Origin of the sequence: Campylobacter canadensis (genome assembly GCF_013177655.1) — a bacterium.
GTDB lineage: Bacteria > Campylobacterota > Campylobacteria > Campylobacterales > Campylobacteraceae > Campylobacter_E > Campylobacter_E canadensis.
Genome location: NZ_CP035946.1, coordinates 1,031,745 through 1,052,456, shown reverse-complemented (window position 1 = coordinate 1,052,456; position 20,712 = coordinate 1,031,745). Strand labels below are relative to the sequence as shown.

The window sequence follows — 20,712 nt, the reverse complement described above, 5'->3', positions numbered from 1 at the left end:
GAATGAATGTTAAATTCCAAGACGCTTTAATAATAGGTGGTGGTTTAGCAGGGCTTAGAAGTGCGGTAGAGGTTGCAAAAAGCGGTCAAAGTGTAACTTTGTTAAGTATTTGTCCAGTTAAGCGTTCGCACTCTGCTGCTGTTCAAGGTGGTATGCAAGCAAGTCTTGCAAATGGTAATAAAGGTGAAGGCGATAATGAAGACTTACACTTTGCAGATACCGTAAAAGGTAGCGATTGGGGCTGCGACCAAGAAGTTGCTCGTATGTTTGCACAGACTGCACCAAAGGCTGTTCGTGAGCTTGCTAGTTGGGGTGTGCCTTGGACTAGAATTACAAAAGGTCCTAGAAATGTTGTTATAAACGCACAAAAAGTAACAATTGAAGAAAAAGAAGAAGCACATGGTTTAATAAATGCAAGAGATTTTGGTGGTACTAAAAAATGGAGAACCTGTTATATTGCTGATGCAACAGGGCATTGTATGATTTTTGGTGTTGCAAATGAAGCTATAAAACATAATGTAAATATAATTGATAGAATGGAAGCTTTAAGAATTATCCATAAAGATGGTGTTTGCTTGGGTGTAGTAGCTAGAAGTTTAATTGATGGTTCATTGACCGCCTTTGTTTCAAAAGCAACAATGATTGCAACAGGCGGATACGGAAGAATTTACAAACAAACTACCAATGCAGTTATTTGTGAAGGAACAGGTGCGGCAATGGCACTTGAAACTGGTCTTTGTGCTTTATCAAATATGGAAGCAGTGCAATTTCACCCAACTCCTATTGTTCCAAGTGGAATTTTATTAACTGAAGGTTGCCGTGGAGATGGTGGGGTTTTAAGAGATGTTGATGGTTATCGCTTTATGCCAGATTACGAACCAGAGAAAAAAGAACTAGCAAGTCGTGATGTTGTTAGTCGTAGAATGATGGAGCATATTCGTAAAGGAAAGGGTGTAAAAAGTCCTTATGGAGAGCATTTATGGCTTGATATTTCAATTTTAGGTCGTGCGCATGTTGAAAAAAATCTTCGTGATGTGCAAGATATTTGCAAAACCTTTAACGGAATTGACCCAGCTGATGAAGGTCCAAAAGGTTGGGCGCCAGTTCTTCCAATGCAACACTATTCAATGGGCGGCATTCGTACAAAGCCAAATGGTGAAACTCCTAAACTAAAAGGCTTATTTTCAGCAGGAGAAGCAGCTTGTTGGGATATGCACGGCTTTAACCGTTTAGGTGGAAATTCATGCGCTGAAACTGTTGTTGCGGGTATGATTGTTGGTGATTATTTTGCTCAATATTGTAAAGAAAATGCAATTATTGCTGATATGAATGTAGTGCAAGAATTCTTAGAAAAAGAAGAAAAATATTTAAACGAAATTGCAAATAGAACAGGCAAATGTAATGTTTTTGAAATAAAAAACGAAATGAAAGATATTATGTGGGAACATGTTGCTATTTTTAGAACAGGAGAAGGTTTAGAAAAAGCAGTTAAACGCTTAGAAGAATTGTATATAGAAAGTCAAAAAATAGCAATTAGTAATAAAGAATTAAATTGTTCAAATCCAGAATTAGAAGAAGCATACAGAGTTCCAAGAATGCTAAAAGTTGCACTTTGCGTAGCAAGAGGCGCCTTACTTAGAACAGAAAGTCGTGGAGCACATTACAGAGAAGATTATCCAAAAAGAGATGATTTAAATTGGATGAAAAGAACTATGACTTATTGGGATGAAGGAGCAACACTACCTAGGGTTGAATATGAAGAACTTGATATTATGAAAATGGAAATGCCACCAGCTTTCCGTGGTTATGGTGCAAAAGGAAATATTATAGAAAATCCTTTAAGTGAAAAACGCCAAGCTGAAGTTGATGCTATTGTTGAGAAAATGAGCGCAGAAGGCAAAAATAGATATGAAATTCAAGATGCACTTATGCCATATGAATTACAAGCAAAATTTAAAGCACCAAATCAAAGAATAGGGGTTGATTATGAGTAGAAAATTAACAATAAAAGTATTTAAATATAATCCATATAGCAAAATTTCAAAACCACATTTTGCTACTTATGAGCTAGAAGAAACAAGTGGAATGACTATTTTTATAGTTTTAAGTATGATTAGAGAAAAATTTGATGCTAATTTAAGCTTTGATTTTGTTTGTAGAGCAGGTATTTGTGGCTCTTGTGCTATGATGATTAATGGTAAGCCAAAATTAGCTTGTAAAACCCTTACAAAAGATTATCCTGATGGAATTATAGAGCTTATGCCAATGCCTGCATTTAAACATATTAAAGATTTAAGTGTAAATACAGGTGAATGGATGGAAGGTATGTGCAAAAGAGTAGAAAGCTGGGTGCATACTGATAAAGAAGTTGATATTTCAAAAATAGAAGAAAAAATTGAACCAAGTGTTGCTGATGAAACTTTTGAGCTTGATAGATGTATTGAGTGTGGAATTTGCATTGCATCTTGTGCCACTAAGGTTATGAGACCTAATTTTATAGGTGCAGCAGGGCTTATGCGTGTTGCAAGATACGAACAAGACCCGCATGATAAAAGAACATTAGATGATTTTTATGAAGCGGTTGGAGATGATGATGGAATTTTTGCTTGTATGTCTTTACTTGCTTGTGAAGATAATTGTCCAAAGCAGCTTCCACTTCAAACAAAAATAGCCTATATGAGAAGAAAATTAGTTCAAAATAAAGGTTAAAAAATTAAATTCACCTTGAAAAAGGTGAATTTTTTATAAAAAAAATATTTTTTTCTTTCAATAATTACCATTTTACAATAAAATACAAACTTTTTTGCAATTTAAACTGTATGAAGAAGTAATATTTAAGCAAAATTCCGCTGTTTAAATATTAGTTGGTATTTATCTTTTTACCTAAAAATGCAGATTGTAAAAAAAGCGGAAAATATTTTTTTAGGAGATACGATGAAAGTAAGACCATCGGTTAAAAAGATGTGCGACAAATGTAAAGTCGTTATGAGAAAAGGTGTTATTCGTATTATTTGCGAAAATCCAAAACATAAACAAAGACAAGGATAAGTAATGGCTCGTATAGCAGGTGTTGATTTACCAAAGAAAAAAAGAATAGAATATGGCTTAACTTATATTTATGGTATAGGTTTATTTACTTCAAGAAAAATTCTTGCAGCTGTAGGCATAGACCCAAATAAAAGAGTTTATGAACTAAGTGAAGATGAAGCAGCAACAATTCGTAAAGAAATTCAAGAAAATTATATGGTTGAAGGTGATTTAAGAAAACAAGTTGCTATGGATATTAAAGCTTTAATGGATTTAGGCTCATATAGAGGTTTAAGACATAGAAAAGGGCTTCCAGTGCGTGGTCAAAAAACTAAGACAAATGCTAGAACTCGTAAGGGTAAAAGAAAAACTGTTGGTGCAAAGGCGTAAGGGAATAATATGGCTAAGAGAAAAGTTATTAAGAAAAAAATAGTTAAAAAAAATATAGGTAAAGGTGTTGTATATATAAGTGCAAGCTTCAATAACACTATGGTTACAGTTACTGATGAAATGGGTAATGCGATTGCATGGAGCAGTGCTGGTGGTTTAGGTTTTAAAGGTTCTAAAAAATCAACTCCTTTTGCTGCACAACAAGCTGTTGAAGATGCGTTAAATAAAGCAAAAGAACACGGAATTAAAGAAGTTGGAATTAGAGTTCAAGGTCCAGGTAGTGGTAGAGATACAGCTGTAAAAAGCGTTGGTGCAATTGAAGGAATTAAAGTTACATTCTTAAAAGATATTACACCTTTAGCACATAATGGTTGTCGCCCACCAAAACGTCGTCGTGTTTGATGATATATGTTTATAGTTTTTATAAGAAAATAGGAGAATTTTAATATGGCAAGATATACAGGACCAGTTGAAAAGATAGAAAGAAGATTTGGCGTTAGCTTATCTATGAAAGGTGAAAGACGCTTAGCTGGTAAAAGTGCTTTAGAAAAAAGACCTTTTGCACCAGGACAACACGGACAACGCCGTGGTAAAATTAGTGAATACGGCTTACAATTAAGAGAAAAGCAAAAAGCTAAATTTATGTATGGTGTTAGTGAAAAACAATTTAGAAATTTATTTAAAGAAGCAGCAAGAAAAGACGGAAATACAGGTACAATCCTTATTCAATTCTTAGAGCAAAGATTAGATAATGTTGTTTATAGAATGGGCTTTGCTACTACTCGCCGTTTTGCAAGACAATTAGTTACTCACGGACATATTTTAGTAAATGGAAAAAGAGTTGATATTCCAAGCTACCGTGTTGCAGTAGGTGCTAAAATTGAAGTTGTTGAAAAGAGCAAAAATAATCCACAAATCGTAAGAGCTATTGAACTTACAAATCAAACAGGTATTGTTCAATGGGTTGATGTTGAAAAGGATAAAAAATTTGGTATTTTCACTAGAAAACCAGAGCGTGAAGAAGTTGTCATTCCAGTAGAGGAAAGATTTATAGTAGAGCTATACTCTAAGTAATAAGGAGTAAATTATGAGAAAAGTAGTTACTCAAGCTCATGTTCCAAATAGCTTTGATATTGAAATTATTGGAGAAAATAAAGCTCGCATTAGTGCTTGGCCTTTTGAAATAGGATTTGCAATTACCCTTGCACATCCTTTAAAAAGATTGCTTGCATTAGGTGCGGTTGGTTATGCAGCTACAGCTATTAAAATTGATGGTATAAATCACGAATTTGATAGTAAAAGAGGTATGCTTGAGGATATATCTTTATTTATAATTAATATTAAAAATACTAGATTTAGATTTAAAAATCCAGAAAGCAAAAAAGAAGTTTTGGAATTTAATTTTAAAGGCGCAAAAGAAATTAGAGGTGCTGATTTAGTTAATGAAAATGTTGAAGTTGTAAATCCTGATATTTACATCGCAACAATTAATGAAGATACTGAATTATCTTTTACACTAATAGTTGAAAAAGGTATTGGCTATGTTGCAAGCGAAGACTTAAGAGAAAGAAATTCAAATGATTTTATTTCTATTGATGCTTTCTTTAATCCAGTAAGAAATGTTTCTTACAAGATTGAAAATGTATTGCACGAGGATAATCCTGACCATGAAAAGATTGTTTTTGATATTACAACAGATGGTCAAATTAGCCCAGAAGATGCCTTTAAAAATGCTTTAGAAGCTATGTATCAACAAATGTCGGTTTTTGAAAAAATTACTGATAAAGTAAAAAAACCACAAAATAAACAAAGTAAAGAAAGTGATATTGACTTTACTAAGCTTTTAAAAAGTGTAAAGGAGCTAGGTTTTACAGTTAGAAGTTCTAATGCTTTAGAAATTGCTGGTATTAAATATGTTGGAGAATTAGCTTTAATGTCTATTGAAGATATTAACAATTTAAAAAATGTTGGTAAAAAATCAGTTGATGAAATTGTTGCAACTATGAAAGAAATTGGTTATCCAATAGGTTCAAATAGTACTAGTGCTTACAAAGAGCAGTTAAAAGAAAAAATAGCAGAGTTAAAAAATAAAGGATAATAGATGAGACATAAACACGGATATAGAAAATTAGGTAGAACAAGCTCACACCGTGCAGCTTTACTTAAAAATCTTAGCATAGCAATTATTAAAAGTGGTAGAATTGAAACTACTTTAGAAAAAGCTAAGGAATTAAGATCTTATTTTGAAAAATTAATTACTCGTGCAAGACTTGGCGATGCTAATGCACACAGAGCAGTGTTTGCTAGTCTTCAAGATAAAGAATGTACAAATAAACTTGTAACTGAAATAGCACCAAAATACAAAGAAAGAAATGGTGGATATACAAGAATTATTAAAACAAGAACAAGACGTGGCGACGCAGCTACACTTGCATATATTGAGCTAGTATAAGCTCAATATATCTTATTTATGCAAAGATATATTTTATCTTATAGTGATACTTTAGATGATTATATTTTAAATCAAGAGTTTTGTAAATTAGCTAAAGTATCGCAAAATGCTTATAAATTTTGGTCAAATGTTAAAACAGCTAATTATCCAAATTCAAGAATTGTTTTTTTAGAAAAAACTAGTATTATTTTAAAACATCAAGATATTAAAGAAAAATGCACAGATTTAAGTGGTTTAATTTTGGCTAGTTCTTTTTGTGCTATGAGTAATCTTGCACCATCTCATTTAAATGCTAAAAATGGTTCAAAACTCTTAGATGTGCTTGATTTAGTAGAAATTTGTGGTGTAAAATTTATAAATCTTAGAAATTTTTATAAAAAGCTAAAAATACCACATAATGCGCATATTTATATTGAAAAATGTTGTTATTTTGCACCAGAGCCTTTTGAGAAAAAAATCAAACTTACACCAACTTTGTGTTTAGGTTATTACTAAAATCAATATTATTTAATAGCTAAACTTATATATTTTTTATAAAAAGTTTTATATTGCAGTCTATCAAGCTTTGTGTTTACAGTTGATAAGTAATAATTTTTATTTTATATAAAGTGTTTTATTTTATAAATTCCTTATGTGCTTTTTGATATATGTGTAATCTACGAGTAGTTGCCTAGCATTTGTAAAAGCAATTTTATAATAAAATTTTAGCGATTTGTTCTACTCTTTGGCTATTAATAGACTTATATTAAGTGTTTTACTATTATAAATAGCCGTACTAGCTTATTTAGCAAATACTTTATTTTTAGCAAATTTAATAGTTGCTTTATTTTTTGCACTCTCATTTTAGTAGCAATTAGCAATATTGTATATCTTTTAATTTGTTTTAATTTCTTTACTTGTACCAAATTTAATACTAAATATACCAAGAGTACTACAAGCTTATAGACTTGCTTTTATAAAGAATATCTTCATATACCATATTAATTAAACTCTTATAAATACTGCAGTATTAGCAATTTTGGTTGCTATATATATTTAGCTTATTTTATTTTTATACTTGTATTACTTCTTGCTATGAAAATCCTTCTTATTTTACTAAATTAACCATAGTATTATATTTATTGCATTAGCAAGTTTAGCTTTTAAAATATTAGTTTCAGTATTGCTTAAAATAGCCGCTTTTTTATACTTTAACTTGCGTTATTGTGTTCGCCTACATTGCTAATTGCTTTTGTTAATGTATCTTTAAAGGCGTTGTAACAAAAATATTTTTAAAGCGTAATTAAAAATATAGATTTTTTCTGTCTTTTATAATATAATCGGTTTAGTTACTTTTATAATATATTTTTATAAGGAGATTATATATGAAAATTAAATACGAAACAGCAAAAAAACCGTACTATTTTTTACATAATAATAAAAAAATGAAAGAATATAATGAAGAAGGATATGAATTAGAGTTAGCCCATCAAACAGGAGCAACTTATGTTGATTCTTACAAAGAAATAGTTGAACTTTTGTGCAATATAACTAAATCTAGCTTTGAAATAAAAATAATAAAAAAGATTAAAGATAATTATTTTATAGCAGTTAAACTAAATGATAAAATTTATTGTAATTTTACGGCAGCAGAGCAGTATTCTTATAATTTTGAACTTGATAAAGAAAATATAACTCATTATAAAAAATTATGTACGCAAGAAGAATTTAACATAGCAAAAGATTTATTATCAAAACTTAGCAAAGACTTTCTTGATTTTTCTTTTAAGCCACTTATTGAATTAACAGGAAAAGAATTAGAAGCTAAAGAAGAAGAAATTTGTACGGTGTTTTTAATGACAATGCTAAGCAGTTGCAAATGCAAAGGCTTATGTAAATTTATTATCAATAACGAAGAGATTATAAATTATCAAGAAAATGATAATAATATCGGCATATATCAAAATAAAACACAAATGTTTTTAGATTTAGAAAGAGATTATTTTTATGATAAATTAAGGTTTAATAGATGGGACTTTAAAAATGGTAATCTTTATGATGGCATTATAGAAAGCGAAGAAGAAATACCTTGTTTGAAAAAAATAAAAAAACCTTCTACTACGCCTAGCGATGGTGCAACAAGCAGAAATTCTGCGAAAGTGGAATTTAAAAATCCAGTTTTAAAAGAAGAGGCTAAAGTATATGATAACCCTCTAAGGTGCATAAGTAAAAGAACATTCTTTTGCATTATGCTAGTCTTATTTAGTGTTTCTTTGTGGGCTATGATTTTTATTCCTAGTACCCATTGGATATTAAATAAGATTTTTTTCTTTGCAAAAGGAGATGTTAAATTAATTTTTATGTTTCTTCTTTTTGCAGGTAGCATTGCTGCTGTCAATGTCAGCGGGTACTACGATCTTGAAAAGATCAGAAAAGAAGAAAAAGAATTAAAAAAGTAACAAGCTAGGCTTAGCTTGTTACACACCGATATTGGTGGTGTTTAATCAGCCTTTCTTAGCTTTTAATTACTTTTTAATAATATATTTGTATTTTTACTTTACTGTAGATTTTTACATCTTTTGTAATATAATTAGCTTAAATTTTATTTTAAGGATAGAAAACAATGGATATAGAAATTAGACACCAAGCAGAACTAACTAGAAGATTTTTAGAAATAGAAAATGATAGTATAAGAAAAAACTAATAAATTTAGAAAAACAATTACAAAAAAATAATGAACTATTGGAACAAAACAATAAAATAATTGAAACCGAATTAGAAAGAAACAATATTTTATTAGAAAGAATAATAAAAATTTTAGAAAATAATATGACAAGTAAAGAATAATATTCTTTACTTATGGTTATTTTATATTTTTCTTTATTTTTAAACTGTATTTTCTATATCATAAATTATTAACTAGTCTATTTTCCCTACTTGCTGGGCTTTTACTTCCTTTTTACTTACTATTAAGCATATTTCTTTTTGCTTGCTTTATTCATTTTATTTAAATTAGTTTTTATATTTTCATCTATTAAAAAATAGAAATATTTGCTTGTGTTTAACTTGCTTTATGGTGCAAAATTTTTAATTAATTTTATTTTTTAATATTTTTTTAAGCTAGGGGGGGGGGTAGAATGCTTTGCATTAATTTTTAATTAAGGAGGAATTAATGCAAGAATTTATGAAAAATATTGAAAATAAATTATTGTATTCTTTTTGGACACATTTGCCAGAATGTGATTTGGATGCACAAATGCTAGCTTTAAAAACTTATGAGTTTTATAAAAGATATAATCTTGCTTTTATAAAAAGTATGCCTAATGGAATGTTTTACGCTCAGGCTTTTGATTGTCTTTGTGATTTTTCAAAAATAAAAGAAGGTGGCGTTGCAAAAATAACAAAAGCCTTTGTAAATAGCGTTGATGACTGGGATAAGATTAATGAAATTGATATATTTTCTAGTCCTACTTTAAGTAGAGAATTGCAGTCTTTAAAAATACTAAAAGCACTGCTTAAAGATGATAAAACACCAATTTTAGCTACACAATTTAGCCCTTTAACAATAGCTGCAAAGATATCTAATAATCTTGTTTTAGAGCATATTAAAATAGCTCCAAAAAAGGTTTTAAGTGCCTTAGAAAAAATTAGCAAGGTAGTATTAAAGCATTCTTTAGAATGTATAAATATTGGTTGTGCTGGTGTATTTTTTGCAGAGCAGATGGCACAAAAACATTTATTAAGCAGTGATGAATATGTGCAGTTTTCAGCACAGTTTAATAATTACATTCTAAATCATTTTGATAAAAATAAATTCTTTAATATTATTCATTTACACGGAGATGATATTTATTTTTCTTTATGTAATAAATACAATGTAGCTGCTTTATCTTATCACGCATATGATTGCAATGTAAGCATTAGACAAATTATGCAAGAAAGTGATTATATCTTAGTTGCTGGTATTGCAAGGTCTAATATTACTAATAATAATTTTACTCTTTTAAAAGAAAATATTAAACATACTATAAATGATAGTTATAAAGGACGATTGATTTTAGCCCCATCTTGTGTTATTCGTTACCCTGTAAATGAAGAAAGTATTGATTTTTGCATAAAGGAGATTTCATCTTATGAATTATGAAAAACTTTTAAAAAATGAATTATTAAAATCATACGGCTGCACAGAACCAATAGCTTTAGCTTACGCTGCTGCAAGAATTTCTTCTTTATTAAATGAAGATTTAGAGCAAATGCAATTATTTTGCTCTTCAAATATTATTAAAAATGTAAATAGTGTTGTAATTCCAAATACTAATTATAAAAAAGGAATAGAAGTAGCTGCTGCAATTGGTTACATTGTAAAAAAATATGAAGATAAATTAGAATTGCTTAAAAATGTAAAAGATGAAGATATAGAGCAAATAGATGATTTATGTAAAAAAATTACTGTGAATTTAGAAGTAGGGGTTCCTAATCTTTTTATCAAAATCATAGCTTATACAAAAAATAACAAAGCTCAAATAATAATAGTAAATGAGCATACAAATATAGCGTATCTTAGCCTAAATGATAAGCTTTTAATTGATACTTATAAAAATAGTGTTGAAGAAGAATATAGGCTTGATTTTGATGATATTTATACTTATTGTAAGCTTGCAAATTTAGACAATGTTAAAGACTTGCTAAAAGAACAATATGAGCTAAATTACAAAATTGCACAAGAAGGTATAAAAAATAATTACGGAGCAAATATTGGAAAACTAATGCTTTCAAGCACTAAAAACGAATCTTTAGCTTATGCTTGTGCAGGAAGCGATGCAAGAATGAGCGGCAGTGCTTTAAGCGTTATGATAGTTTCAGGTAGCGGTAATCAAGGTATTTGCGCTAGTGTTCCTGTGTATTTACATGCTAAAAAAATAAATGCAAGTGAAGATGAATTAATAAAAGCACTAGCCTTTAGCAATTTAATTACACTTTATTTAAAAAGTAAAATAGGAAAATTAAGCGCATATTGTGGAGTTGTAAGTGCTGCTAGTGCTGCAATTTGTGCTATAGCAATGCTTGATAAGCAAGATAAAAAAGTAATTGAGCGATGCCTTATAAATTCTTTAGCGATTTCTTCTGGTATATTTTGTGATGGAGCAAAAGCTTCTTGTGCTGCAAAAATCGCAAGTGCTTTAAATAGTGCATTTTTAGCATACGAGCAGGCAAAAAGCAATAATAATTTTAATTTTAATGATGGGATTATTAAAAATAATTTACAAAATACAGTTGATGCAATTTGTAATGTTGCAAGATATGGAATGGCACAAACTGATGTGGTTATTTTAGAGCAAATGCTTAAAAAGGATAAACAATGATATTTCATATTGTTTTTACACTTTTTGTAATGAGTTTTAGTATTTATTTAATCATAAAGAAGGTAAAGGCACAAAGTATTTTATTGTTTGCTGGACTTGTTTTAATGTTTTATTCATATATAACAGGTTTAAATACGCAATTTCTTAACGAAAAGCAAAGTACAAATAGTGCTATTTTAGATATGTTTGCTTATATAAGACACACTTTAGCTAAAGATTTAAGTACTCTTGGATTAACTATTATGTGCGGAGCTGGTTTTGCAAAATATATGGACATGATTGGTGCAAGCACTAGAATGGTTATGTTGCTAACAAGACCTTTAAAAAGCTTAAATGCTCCTTATATTGTTTGTGCGCTTGGTTTTAGCATTTGTATGATTTTATCTTTAGCAATACAATCAGCAAGTGCTTTAGCAACCTTAACTATGGTTACTATTTTTCCAATTTTAAGAAGATTAGGCGTTAGTGCTTTAGCAGCAGCTAGTGTAGTTGCTAGTGGGCATTTATTAGACATTGGACCTGCAGCTGCTACTTCTTTGGTTGTTTCAAAATACGCTGATATTTCTATTGAGCAATTATTTGTAGAACATCAATTGCCAGTTTATGCGTTTTGCGGGGTTTTTGCAACTATAGCGCATTATTTTTGGCAAAAACATCTTGATAAAAAAGATAAAAGCACTGATATTTACATAGAAGAAGAGCAAAAAAATGAAAATATTGCACCAAAATATTATGTTTTATTGCCTATTTTACCTTTATTTTTTATTTTATTTTTTTCTCAATATGGAATTTATAAATTAGGTATAAAAATTAAAATAGATATTGTAACTGCAATGCTTTTAAGCTTTTTTATTGCAATGTGTTGTGAATTTATAAGATACAAAAATTATAAAGAAGTGGCTGCTAGTATTCAAATATTTTTTGATGGAATGGGCAGAATGTTTGCAATTACAGTAACATTAATTAGCGCTGCTAAGGTTTTTGCTTATGGTATTACTTGCACTGGTTTGATTGATGCTTTTACAAGTTTGGTAAGTTCTTTAGGACTTAGTGCGAGTGTGGTAACTTTAGGAGTTTCTATAATTATTATTTTGCTTAGTTTTGCAACTGGAAGTGGGGTTGCGATTGTGTATTCTTTTGCACCAATAATTCCGCAATTTGCAAACGCTATAAATGCTGATGCGCTAATAATGCTACATTCAATGCAAAATGCTGCTAGTTTAGGAAGACTGCTAAGCCCAGTTGCAGCAGTAATTATTATCGTAAGTTCTCTTGCAAATGTTAATGCCTTTAAGCTTGTAAAAAGAAATTCTTTACCTGTTTTTGTAGCAATTATTGTAAGTATGCTTAGTATAATTTTTATTTAAACAAAAAAACATACAATTAAATATGTTTAATTGTATGTTCAATTAGAATTTTAAAGCCAATTAATATTATTATAATTGCAGATATTATTTGTAGTAGCTTTATGTTTAATTTAATACTTTTTGCAATGCAAAATGACATAAAGCATAATACAAAAGTAATTACAAAAATTATAAATATACAGTCTAATATATCAAGTTTGCTTGAAAATATTAGCACTCCAGCAGCAAGAGCATCAAGACTTGTTGCTACGCTTAAGCTAAATACTATTTTAAAACTAAGGTTTTTTTCAATTTGTATTGTTTCATTTTTAAAAGCGTCTTTTATAATTTTTATTCCTAAAAATAAAAAAATAAAAAATACTATAAAATGGTCTATTTTTTTTGCAAGTTCAATGAATTTTAAGCCAAAATAATACATTATAAAAAAACCAACAATAGGCATAAAGGCTTGAAAAAAAGCAGAAGAAAATGAAAAAATAAAGGCATTTTTAATTAAATTTTTATTAAGAGTAAGAGAGTAGCTAAAAGCAACGATACAAGCATCGATACTTAAAGCTACTGCTAGTAAGATTATACTAAGCATAAATTATTCGTTTAAACCTAAATCATTTTCTTGAATGATTTCTTCGTCTTCTTCGTCTTCTTCTTTAGGGCATTTTGCAATGCTTACAACTTCATCAGAACCAACATTTACAACTATTACTCCGCTTGTGTTGCGTCCTGCTTTTCTAATGCTTTGCATATCGGTTCTTATCATCTTGCCACTGCTTGTAAGCGCCATTAAATCCATACTTTCATCAACTATTACAATACCTACTAAGTCTTTTGTTTTTTGAGTTAATTTCATACAAATTACACCCTTTCCACCACGACTTTGTAAGCGGTATTCGCCAGCATTTGTTCTTTTTGCGATACCTTTTGCGCTTAGACTTAAAATTTCTTGTTCGTTGCTTGTAATTACTACTGCACCGATTACGCAGTCATCTTGTTCTTTAAAGCGAATAGCTGTTACACCACGAGATACACGACCGATTTGTCTTACTTTTTCAAGTGGGAATTTAATACACATACCTTTTTTAGTTGCAACAAAAACCATTGTTTTATTGTAATCATCTTGGGCTGCATTATCTTCATTTTCATTATTTTCTTCGCTTAAATCTTCGTTTATTTCTTGAATATTTTCGCCTTCTTCATTTTCATCGCTAAAGTTATCATCACCATCATTAAATGCAATTAAAGCACTTACTAATTCATCGTTTTCATCAAGATTAATAGCTCTTACTCCAACGCTTCTTATGTTTTGATATTCACTTAAATTTGTTCTTTTTATAATTCCATTTTTAGTAAAGAAACATAAAGATTTATTATCATCAAAATCTGTTGTAGGTATTATTGCCATAATCTTTTCATCAGGCGCAAGGTTGATTAGATTTACCACTGCTTTTCCTTTTGCAGTTCTGCTACCTTCAGGAATTTTATAAACTTTTAGCCAGTAAAGCTGACCTTTATCTGTAACAAACATTAAAGTATCGTGAGAATTTGCTGTAAAGAAGCTTTCAATAAAATCATCATCATAAGTTGTTACTGCGATTTTTCCTTTACCACCTCTTTTTTGCTTTTCATAAGATTTGGTTGGAACTCTTTTAATGTAACCACGATGAGTTATTGTAATTACCATTGGCTCATTTGGTATTAAATCTTCAACATCAATATCATCGTAATCATCAACTATTTCAGTAATTCTTGGAACTTTGAATTTGTTTTTAATTTCAAGTAATTCATCTTTTATAATTTGCTCAATTTTTTCTTCGCTTTTTAAAATTGAGTTTAATTCTTCAATTAAAGCTAATAATTCTTTTAATTCTTGTTCTATTTTATCTCTTTCAAGACCTGTTAATCTTTGTAATCTCATTTCTAAGATAGATACAGCTTGTAATTCGCTTAAGTTAAATTGCTGCATTAAAGAATTTTTAGCACTTAAGCTATCTTCGCTAGCTTTAATTAATGCTATTACTTCATCAATATTATCAAGTGCTATTTTTAAACCTTCTAAGATATGTGCTCTTGTTTTTGCTTTTTCAAGTTCAAAAATAGTTCTTCTAATAATAATTGTTTTCCTATGATTTAAAAATAAATTTAGCAATTCAATTAAATTAAATACTTTAGGTTCTTTGTTTGTAATAGCAAGCATAATCACACCAAAGGTGCTTTCCATTGTTGTGCTTTTAAATAAATTATTAAGCACTATCTCACTCATTGCATCTTTTTTAAGCTCAATTACTAAGCGAATTCCATCTTTGTCGCTTTCATCTCTTGTATCGCTTATACCTTCAATTTGCTTTTCTTTTACTAATTCTGCTATTTGCTCGTGTAATCTTGCTTTGTTTGTTTGGTATGGTAGCTCATCAATTACAATTAATTCTTTATTACCTTTTTGCTCAATATGAGTTTTTGCTCTAATTTTTATTCTACCCCTACCTGTACGGTAAGCATCAATTATGCCTTTTTTACCAAAAATAATTCCACCTGTTGGAAAATCAGGTCCTTTAATAAATTGCATAATTTCTTCTAAACTCGCATCTTTATTATCAAGTAGATAAAGTAAGCCATCTACTAGCTCATCAAGACTATGCGGAGGAATGTTTGTAGCCATACCAACTGCAATACCGCTTGAGCCGTTTAATAATAAATTAGGAACTCTAGTTGGCAATACATCAGGTTCAAACTCTGAGCCATCATAATTAGGTGTAAAATCAACTGTATCTTTATCTATATCTTTTAATAATTCGTGTGATAAGTGGCTCATTTTTGCTTCGGTATAACGCATAGCAGCAGCACTATCTCCATCAATTGAACCGAAGTTTCCTTGCCCTGTGATACTTGGATATCTCATAGAAAAACTTTGAGCCATTCTAACTAAGGCATCATAAACAGCAATATCTCCATGCGGGTGGTATCTACCAATTACAGCACCGACAATACGAGCTGATTTTACAAAATCTGTTCTTGATTTTGATTCGTCATTATGCATCGCATATAAAATTCTTCTATGAACAGGCTTTAAGCCATCTCTTGCATCAGGTAAGGCACGACCAATAATAACTGACATTGAGTAATCTAAATAGCTCGTTTTTATGCTATCTTCAATATCAACTACGGTTATTTCGCTATTATCAAATAGATTCATTACTATCCTTTTGGTGAGAAAATTTCTTTATTATAATGCTTTAGTCTTTCACATCAGCTAACACAACGGCAAAAAGAACTCTTATTTTTTCTTTTTTTAACATTTTATAAGCTTGCATTAGCGTTGAGCCTGTGGTTAAAATATCATCAACTAAAATTACAGGGTATTTTGGCTTTTTTACTAAATAAAAACCCTTTTTATTTGCTTTTCTAAAGCTTTTGCTTTTACCTTTATAACTTATGTTTTTGCTTTTAAATATTGCAGAATAAAGTGCTTTTGCGTTTTTATTTTGTAGGTGTTTTGCTAAAATGCTTGTGTGAGAATAACCACTTTTTATATCATCATCAACTGCTATAATATTTACTTTTTCTTCTAGGCAAAAATCAAACCTTTTAAGGCTGAATTTTGCAAGGTTGTTTAATACAAAATATCCACTTAAATAGTGTTTGTGTGAAAGTAATTTTTTTATTTTTGAATATTCGTAAAATGAATATACTACCAATTTATCTTCTATAATTCTTCTTTTAATTTTAAAATCTAAAAGCTCTTTTTTACATTTAGAGCAAAAGGTAAAAAGGCTAAAATTATTGCATTTAAAGCATAACATTTATAAAAAATATTCTTTATACTTTTCGTTGTATTCGCACACAAAAACAGCATCGCATTTTAATTTTGCAGCTTTAAAAAGCTCTTCTTTTGTTTTTACAAGGCTTAAAATTTTGCTATCAAATAAATAATATTCTGCTAAATTAACACAGTCGTTTAAAATTGATTTATTAGGGATAATAAAGGCTGCATTTAGTGCATTTGCAATTAAAATTTCATTAATATCATTACAAAAAACTGCAGAATTTTCTTTTATATTTTTTTCATCAAAATCAATACATTGTATCTTACTATCATTATTAAAACCTATTTTTTTATTATTTATGAAATCAAGACCAAAAATAAGCATTTTTTTCCTTAAATTATAATTTTTTTAATATTTTGATTTAGTCTAACAAAAATTTCATAGACGGTTGTGTTAAATTCTTTTGCAAATTCATAAGCATTATCAAAAATGCAAAGTTCATTTTGATTGCTTTCACATACAAAACTATCCATTGAAATTTTGCCTAGAATTTTAATATTATTTTTTATTTTTATATTTTCTTTATAAATTAAGCCATCAGCATAACCTAAATCATATGTTGAAACAAGCATTGATTTTGTAGCTTTAAATCTTTCATCATAGCCTATTATTTCATCTTTTTGTATTGTTCTTGAAGATAATTTTTGTGCATATAGGCTCATAACTGGCTTTAAATTAGCCTCCACATCGCAAAAACCAAATTGTGCTAAACCGCATCTTGCAGCTAAATCATCATTCTTATTTAAAAAAACCGCACTAGAATTACTTGAATGAAAAAATAATTTTTCATCATAATTATCTTGTAAATAAGTACAATATTCTTTATAAAGTTTTTTTTGTTTGTCAATATTATTTGGACTTGAAAAATGAGTGTAAGCGCCTAAAAATCTTAATTTTTGCTCTTTTATTATTTTAATTGCTTGTTTTAATTCATTAATTTGCAAGCCGTTTCTATTCATACCTGTATTTAACTTTAGCATTATTTTATCGTTTTTCTTTGTGTAGTTAAAATAATCAAGAGAATTTATTCCTAAAATATAGTTTTCATTACTTTCATAATCTTGTGCTAGTTGAGAAAGTAATAAGATATTTTTGAATTTATTTTTAACTTCTTCTGCTTCATTTTGATTTTTTAAGGCAATGAAGTTAATCCCAAATTCTAAAGCTAGATTTGAGATTTGCAATAATCCATGCCCATAGGCATTGTCTTTTAATATTAAAACAAAATTATCAATATTATTATTTATATGTTTTAAACACTCATTTAAATTATAAAAATAATTTTCTTTATTTATTGTAATATAAGCCATTTTATTGCTCTGTTAAAATTAAGAATTTATCATTTAATAACTCAACATAAATTGTCTTTTCTCCAACAAAAGAATAATTATCGCTTTTGTAATCTTCACTAAAAGAAATTCTAAAAAGTTTTTTGTTTTCAATATTAGGGTATGGGCTTATTGAAATGTTTGAAAAGTTAATAATTTTATTTTCCTTTCTTTTAAAAATTATTTCTTTTTGTTCTTTAAATTTTGCAAATTTCATACCATCAAAGCGTACAAAATCTTCACTATAAAAAGATAAATATTCTTTTGTATCGCTATTTGTCCAAGCATTTTTCCACTTAAATAGATTTGATAATAATAAAGAAATTTCATCAATGTTTGTTTTGCTTTGACCTTTTTCATTAATTAAAACATAGGCTTTTTTATTTTTTAGCAATTCTTTAAAATCAAGCAAAACATCGTTTGTCATTACTACACAGCCCTTTGTTTTATAAGCATCATATCTTACATCTCCATCAAGTGGAAAACCGTGAATCCAAATGCCAGAACCTGTTTTATTTTGTGCTTTGTCTAATAAATTTGGATATGATAACACAAAGGCTGTTGGACCATAGTATTCAGGCGGATTTATTTCTTTTAAAACTTCATAAAAACCAATAGGGGTTTTTAAATCTCCTTCAATTTTTTTCTCTCCCATTAAGCCAGTAATTACAATTTGCTCAAAAATCTTTTTTAATTTATTGTCTTGTTCTTCATAAACTTCAAAATTCTTACTAGTTTTATCTACTATTATTATCATTGCATCATCGCTATAATACCCGTATTCTAGGTCTAAATCTTTAAGTTCGTTTTTCCAAAAATCCGTTTTTGTTATGTTTTCTTGTAGTTTTTTTTCAACTGCTTTTATACCTTCTTTTAAATAAAGTTGCGTTAAATCAGTAGCAAATAAATTTATAGTCAAGATAAAAAATATTATTTTTTTCATAAAAACTCCCTAAAATTATTAAAACTAATGATTATAAAATTTATACTTAATGCTATTGTTAATAATAAAAAATATCAAACATTAATTATTTATATTTATGATTATCAAAATTACAATACAAAAGGAGAAAAAATGTTTAAAAAAACAGTCCTAGTTTTAGGTTTAAGTTTATTTGCTTTTAGTGCAGATATAGTAATTAAAGATGCTTATGTAAAACAAAGTATGCCAAATGCAAAAAATTCAGCAATTTTTATGAATATTGAAAATACTAGCGATAAGGATATAAGTTTAATTGATGCTAATTCATCTTATGCTAAAACAACAGAATTGCACACTCATTTACATGAAAACGGAATGATGAAAATGGTAAGAGTAAAAGATATTGTAATACCAGCTCATTCAAGTGTTGAATTAAAGCCAAAAAGTTTACATATTATGCTTTTTGATATTAAAGAGCCAATAGTTGATGATACAAAACTTGATGTAAAATTAAAATTTGATAATAATGAAGAAATAGTTTTAAAAGATATTCCATCAAAAGCAATAAAAGCGCATAAACATCACTAATGAAAAAAATATTTATTTTATTATTTGTAATAATTTTTATTGCAATTGTAATTATTTTTTATCCTAAGCAAAATTTTAAAAAAAGAGAGTTGATTACTGAATTAACTCCCTTAGAATGCAATTTAAATAAAGAGCATTGTTTTTTAGAATTTAATAATAAAGAAATTGAGATTTATTTTCAAAAGCAGCCCTTAGAAATAATGGTAGAAAACACTCTACATATAAAAAATCTTGGAAAAATAGATAATTTAAATGCAAGATTTTATGGATTAAATATGTATATGGGCGATATTGTAGAAGAATTTTCAAGTAAAAACAATAAAGATTATTATGCTGATTTAGTTTTTAGTGCTTGTGCTGAAAACATTATGAGATATAGATTAGAATTATTTAGTGGGGAAAAAAGTTTAAATTTATACATTGATTTTGATGTAAAAAGGTAGTTATTATGAAAAAAATTATACTCGTATTTTTGCTTTTTTTATTAAGTGCTTGTAGCGAGAATAAATATGATTTTAATTTACAAGGGCTTGATAAAAATTACTCGTTAAAAGATTTTAAAGGCGAAAATTTGCTTATTTATTTTGGTTACACTTTATGCCCTGATGTTTGCCCTTTTTCACTTAGTAGAGCAAGTGATGTTTTAGCTAAGCTTGATAATAAAAATATAAAATTAGTTTTTATAACGCTTGACCCTAAAAGAGATGATGTAAAAAGCGTTGAAGAATATGTAAAATTCTTTCAAGAAAATTCAATAGGATTAGTTCCAAGCGAAGAAGAGCTTGTTAAAATAGCAAAAAACTATGGTGTGAAATATGAATATGTATATCAAGATTCAGAAGCGCTTTACACAGTAGCACACAGTTCATCGTTATATTTTATAAACGATAAAGGAGAGTATAAAGGAGAAATCTCAAACCTAACAGAAAAAAATATTATAAAAAAAATTAATAGCTTTTTAAACGAAGGTTAATTATTTATATCTAAAATGCGGTTTTTTTATAATTTAAGGAGAAAATATGGCAGAAAAAAAAGCTAAAACTAGTGCAAAAACTAGTGTTAAAAAAAGCAATGAAAGTAGCAAAAAAGCAACAACAAGCACTAAAAAAACAAATACAAAAGCAAAAGAAAGTGCAAAAGAAAGCGTAAAAGAAAATGTAAAAGCACAAAAAGTAAGCGAAGTTAAGAGTGCAGCTAGTAAGGTGGTTGTTAATGATAGCTTGCAAAATGAGATTGAAAAAATTAGAGCAGAGCTAAATATTTTAAAGCAAGTTAAAAATAATAGCGAGAAAGGCTCTTATGATAGATTAGTTCAAGAAATTGAAAAATTAAAAGAAAAAATTTATGAAATTGATGAGAAATTAGAAGAATTAGAGTATCAAATTTCAGAAAATGAAGGATATTGATTTTATTGGAAGCAATTTCCAATAAAATTATTTAATCTTACTAAGACAAACTTGTTTAAGTAAAAAAATAGC

The 20,712-nt window shown here is 28.5% G+C and carries 23 protein-coding genes; 17 read left to right on the top strand and 6 right to left on the bottom strand.

Features of this window, described 5'->3' with window-relative positions:
- Positions 1–2 precede the first annotated feature (2 nt).
- From CCANL266_RS05045 to dcuC, 13 genes are all read left to right on the top strand, one after another.
- The gene (locus CCANL266_RS05045) at positions 3–1,994 is read left to right on the top strand and encodes a fumarate reductase flavoprotein subunit (protein WP_172232302.1); all 1,992 of its coding nucleotides are present in this window, start codon (positions 3–5) and stop codon (positions 1,992–1,994) included.
- Positions 1,987–2,709, top strand: coding sequence for a fumarate reductase iron-sulfur subunit (locus CCANL266_RS05040; protein WP_172232299.1), 723 nt, complete (start codon positions 1,987–1,989; stop codon positions 2,707–2,709). The genes CCANL266_RS05045 and CCANL266_RS05040 overlap by 8 nt, the downstream gene beginning before the upstream one ends.
- A gap of 225 nt (positions 2,710–2,934) precedes the next feature.
- Positions 2,935–3,048, top strand: coding sequence for a 50S ribosomal protein L36 (gene rpmJ, locus CCANL266_RS05035; RefSeq protein ID WP_172232296.1), 114 nt, complete (start codon positions 2,935–2,937; stop codon positions 3,046–3,048).
- A gap of 3 nt (positions 3,049–3,051) precedes the next feature.
- On the top strand, positions 3,052–3,417 hold the full coding sequence (gene rpsM, locus CCANL266_RS05030; RefSeq protein WP_172232293.1) for a 30S ribosomal protein S13: 366 nt from the start codon (positions 3,052–3,054) through the stop codon (positions 3,415–3,417).
- 9 nt (positions 3,418–3,426) lie between these two features.
- Positions 3,427–3,819, top strand: coding sequence for a 30S ribosomal protein S11 (gene rpsK / locus CCANL266_RS05025; RefSeq protein WP_172232290.1), 393 nt, complete (start codon positions 3,427–3,429; stop codon positions 3,817–3,819).
- 45 nt (positions 3,820–3,864) lie between these two features.
- Positions 3,865–4,491 (top strand): 30S ribosomal protein S4, encoded by a 627-nt coding sequence (gene rpsD, locus CCANL266_RS05020; RefSeq protein WP_172232287.1) that lies wholly within the window; start codon positions 3,865–3,867, stop codon positions 4,489–4,491.
- Between the two features lie 13 nt (positions 4,492–4,504).
- On the top strand, positions 4,505–5,515 hold the full coding sequence (locus tag CCANL266_RS05015) for a DNA-directed RNA polymerase subunit alpha (RefSeq protein WP_172232283.1): 1,011 nt from the start codon (positions 4,505–4,507) through the stop codon (positions 5,513–5,515).
- 3 nt (positions 5,516–5,518) lie between these two features.
- Positions 5,519–5,869 (top strand): 50S ribosomal protein L17, encoded by a 351-nt coding sequence (gene rplQ, locus CCANL266_RS05010; protein WP_172232279.1) that lies wholly within the window; start codon positions 5,519–5,521, stop codon positions 5,867–5,869.
- Between the two features lie 18 nt (positions 5,870–5,887).
- Entirely contained in the window at positions 5,888–6,364 is a 477-nt protein-coding gene (cheQ, locus tag CCANL266_RS05005; RefSeq protein WP_172232276.1) for a cheVAW transcriptional regulator CheQ, read from the top strand.
- Between the two features lie 929 nt (positions 6,365–7,293).
- Positions 7,294–8,307, top strand: coding sequence for a hypothetical protein (locus tag CCANL266_RS05000; protein WP_172232273.1), 1,014 nt, complete (start codon positions 7,294–7,296; stop codon positions 8,305–8,307).
- 713 nt (positions 8,308–9,020) lie between these two features.
- On the top strand, positions 9,021–9,992 hold the full coding sequence (locus CCANL266_RS04995) for a uroporphyrinogen decarboxylase family protein (RefSeq protein ID WP_172232270.1): 972 nt from the start codon (positions 9,021–9,023) through the stop codon (positions 9,990–9,992).
- Positions 9,982–11,211, top strand: a complete 1,230-nt coding sequence (locus tag CCANL266_RS04990; RefSeq protein WP_172232267.1) for an L-cysteine desulfidase family protein — start codon at positions 9,982–9,984, stop codon at positions 11,209–11,211. The genes CCANL266_RS04995 and CCANL266_RS04990 overlap by 11 nt, the downstream gene beginning before the upstream one ends.
- Entirely contained in the window at positions 11,208–12,578 is a 1,371-nt protein-coding gene (gene dcuC / locus CCANL266_RS04985) for a C4-dicarboxylate transporter DcuC (protein ID WP_172232264.1), read from the top strand. Before CCANL266_RS04990 ends, dcuC begins: the two co-directional genes overlap by 4 nt.
- 16 nt (positions 12,579–12,594) lie before the next feature.
- Here the strand turns inward: dcuC and CCANL266_RS04980 are convergent, their stop codons facing one another.
- From CCANL266_RS04980 to CCANL266_RS04955, 6 genes are read right to left on the bottom strand one after another with little or no spacing between them, the layout of a single operon-like run.
- Positions 12,595–13,161, bottom strand: coding sequence for a manganese efflux pump MntP (locus tag CCANL266_RS04980; RefSeq protein ID WP_172232261.1), 567 nt, complete (start codon positions 13,159–13,161; stop codon positions 12,595–12,597).
- 3 nt (positions 13,162–13,164) lie between these two features.
- Entirely contained in the window at positions 13,165–15,765 is a 2,601-nt protein-coding gene (gyrA, locus tag CCANL266_RS04975; RefSeq protein WP_172232258.1) for a DNA gyrase subunit A, read from the bottom strand.
- A gap of 40 nt (positions 15,766–15,805) precedes the next feature.
- Entirely contained in the window at positions 15,806–16,372 is a 567-nt protein-coding gene (locus CCANL266_RS04970) for a ComF family protein (RefSeq protein ID WP_172232255.1), read from the bottom strand.
- Positions 16,373–16,720, bottom strand: a complete 348-nt coding sequence (locus CCANL266_RS04965) for a hypothetical protein (RefSeq protein ID WP_172232252.1) — start codon at positions 16,718–16,720, stop codon at positions 16,373–16,375.
- Positions 16,721–16,728: 8 nt separating this feature from the next.
- On the bottom strand, positions 16,729–17,706 hold the full coding sequence (locus CCANL266_RS04960; RefSeq protein ID WP_172232249.1) for an alanine racemase: 978 nt from the start codon (positions 17,704–17,706) through the stop codon (positions 16,729–16,731).
- A 1-nt stretch (position 17,707) separates the two neighbouring features.
- Positions 17,708–18,667, bottom strand: coding sequence for a L,D-transpeptidase family protein (locus CCANL266_RS04955; protein ID WP_172232246.1), 960 nt, complete (start codon positions 18,665–18,667; stop codon positions 17,708–17,710).
- A gap of 27 nt (positions 18,668–18,694) precedes the next feature.
- Here CCANL266_RS04955 and CCANL266_RS04950 point away from each other — a divergent pair, with 27 nt between their 5' ends.
- From CCANL266_RS04950 to CCANL266_RS04935, 4 genes are read left to right on the top strand one after another with little or no spacing between them, the layout of a single operon-like run.
- Positions 18,695–19,234 (top strand): copper chaperone PCu(A)C, encoded by a 540-nt coding sequence (locus CCANL266_RS04950; protein ID WP_224331896.1) that lies wholly within the window; start codon positions 18,695–18,697, stop codon positions 19,232–19,234.
- Positions 19,234–19,677 (top strand): hypothetical protein, encoded by a 444-nt coding sequence (locus tag CCANL266_RS04945; RefSeq protein WP_172232243.1) that lies wholly within the window; start codon positions 19,234–19,236, stop codon positions 19,675–19,677. Before CCANL266_RS04950 ends, CCANL266_RS04945 begins: the two co-directional genes overlap by 1 nt.
- Positions 19,678–19,682: 5 nt before the next feature.
- Positions 19,683–20,207 carry an SCO family protein gene (locus CCANL266_RS04940; RefSeq protein ID WP_172232240.1) on the top strand — a complete coding sequence of 175 codons (525 nt, stop codon included), beginning with the start codon at positions 19,683–19,685 and terminating at the stop codon, positions 20,205–20,207.
- A gap of 46 nt (positions 20,208–20,253) precedes the next feature.
- Complete coding sequence (locus tag CCANL266_RS04935; protein ID WP_172232237.1) at positions 20,254–20,640, top strand: hypothetical protein; 387 nt, start codon at positions 20,254–20,256, stop codon at positions 20,638–20,640.
- Positions 20,641–20,712 lie beyond the last annotated feature (72 nt).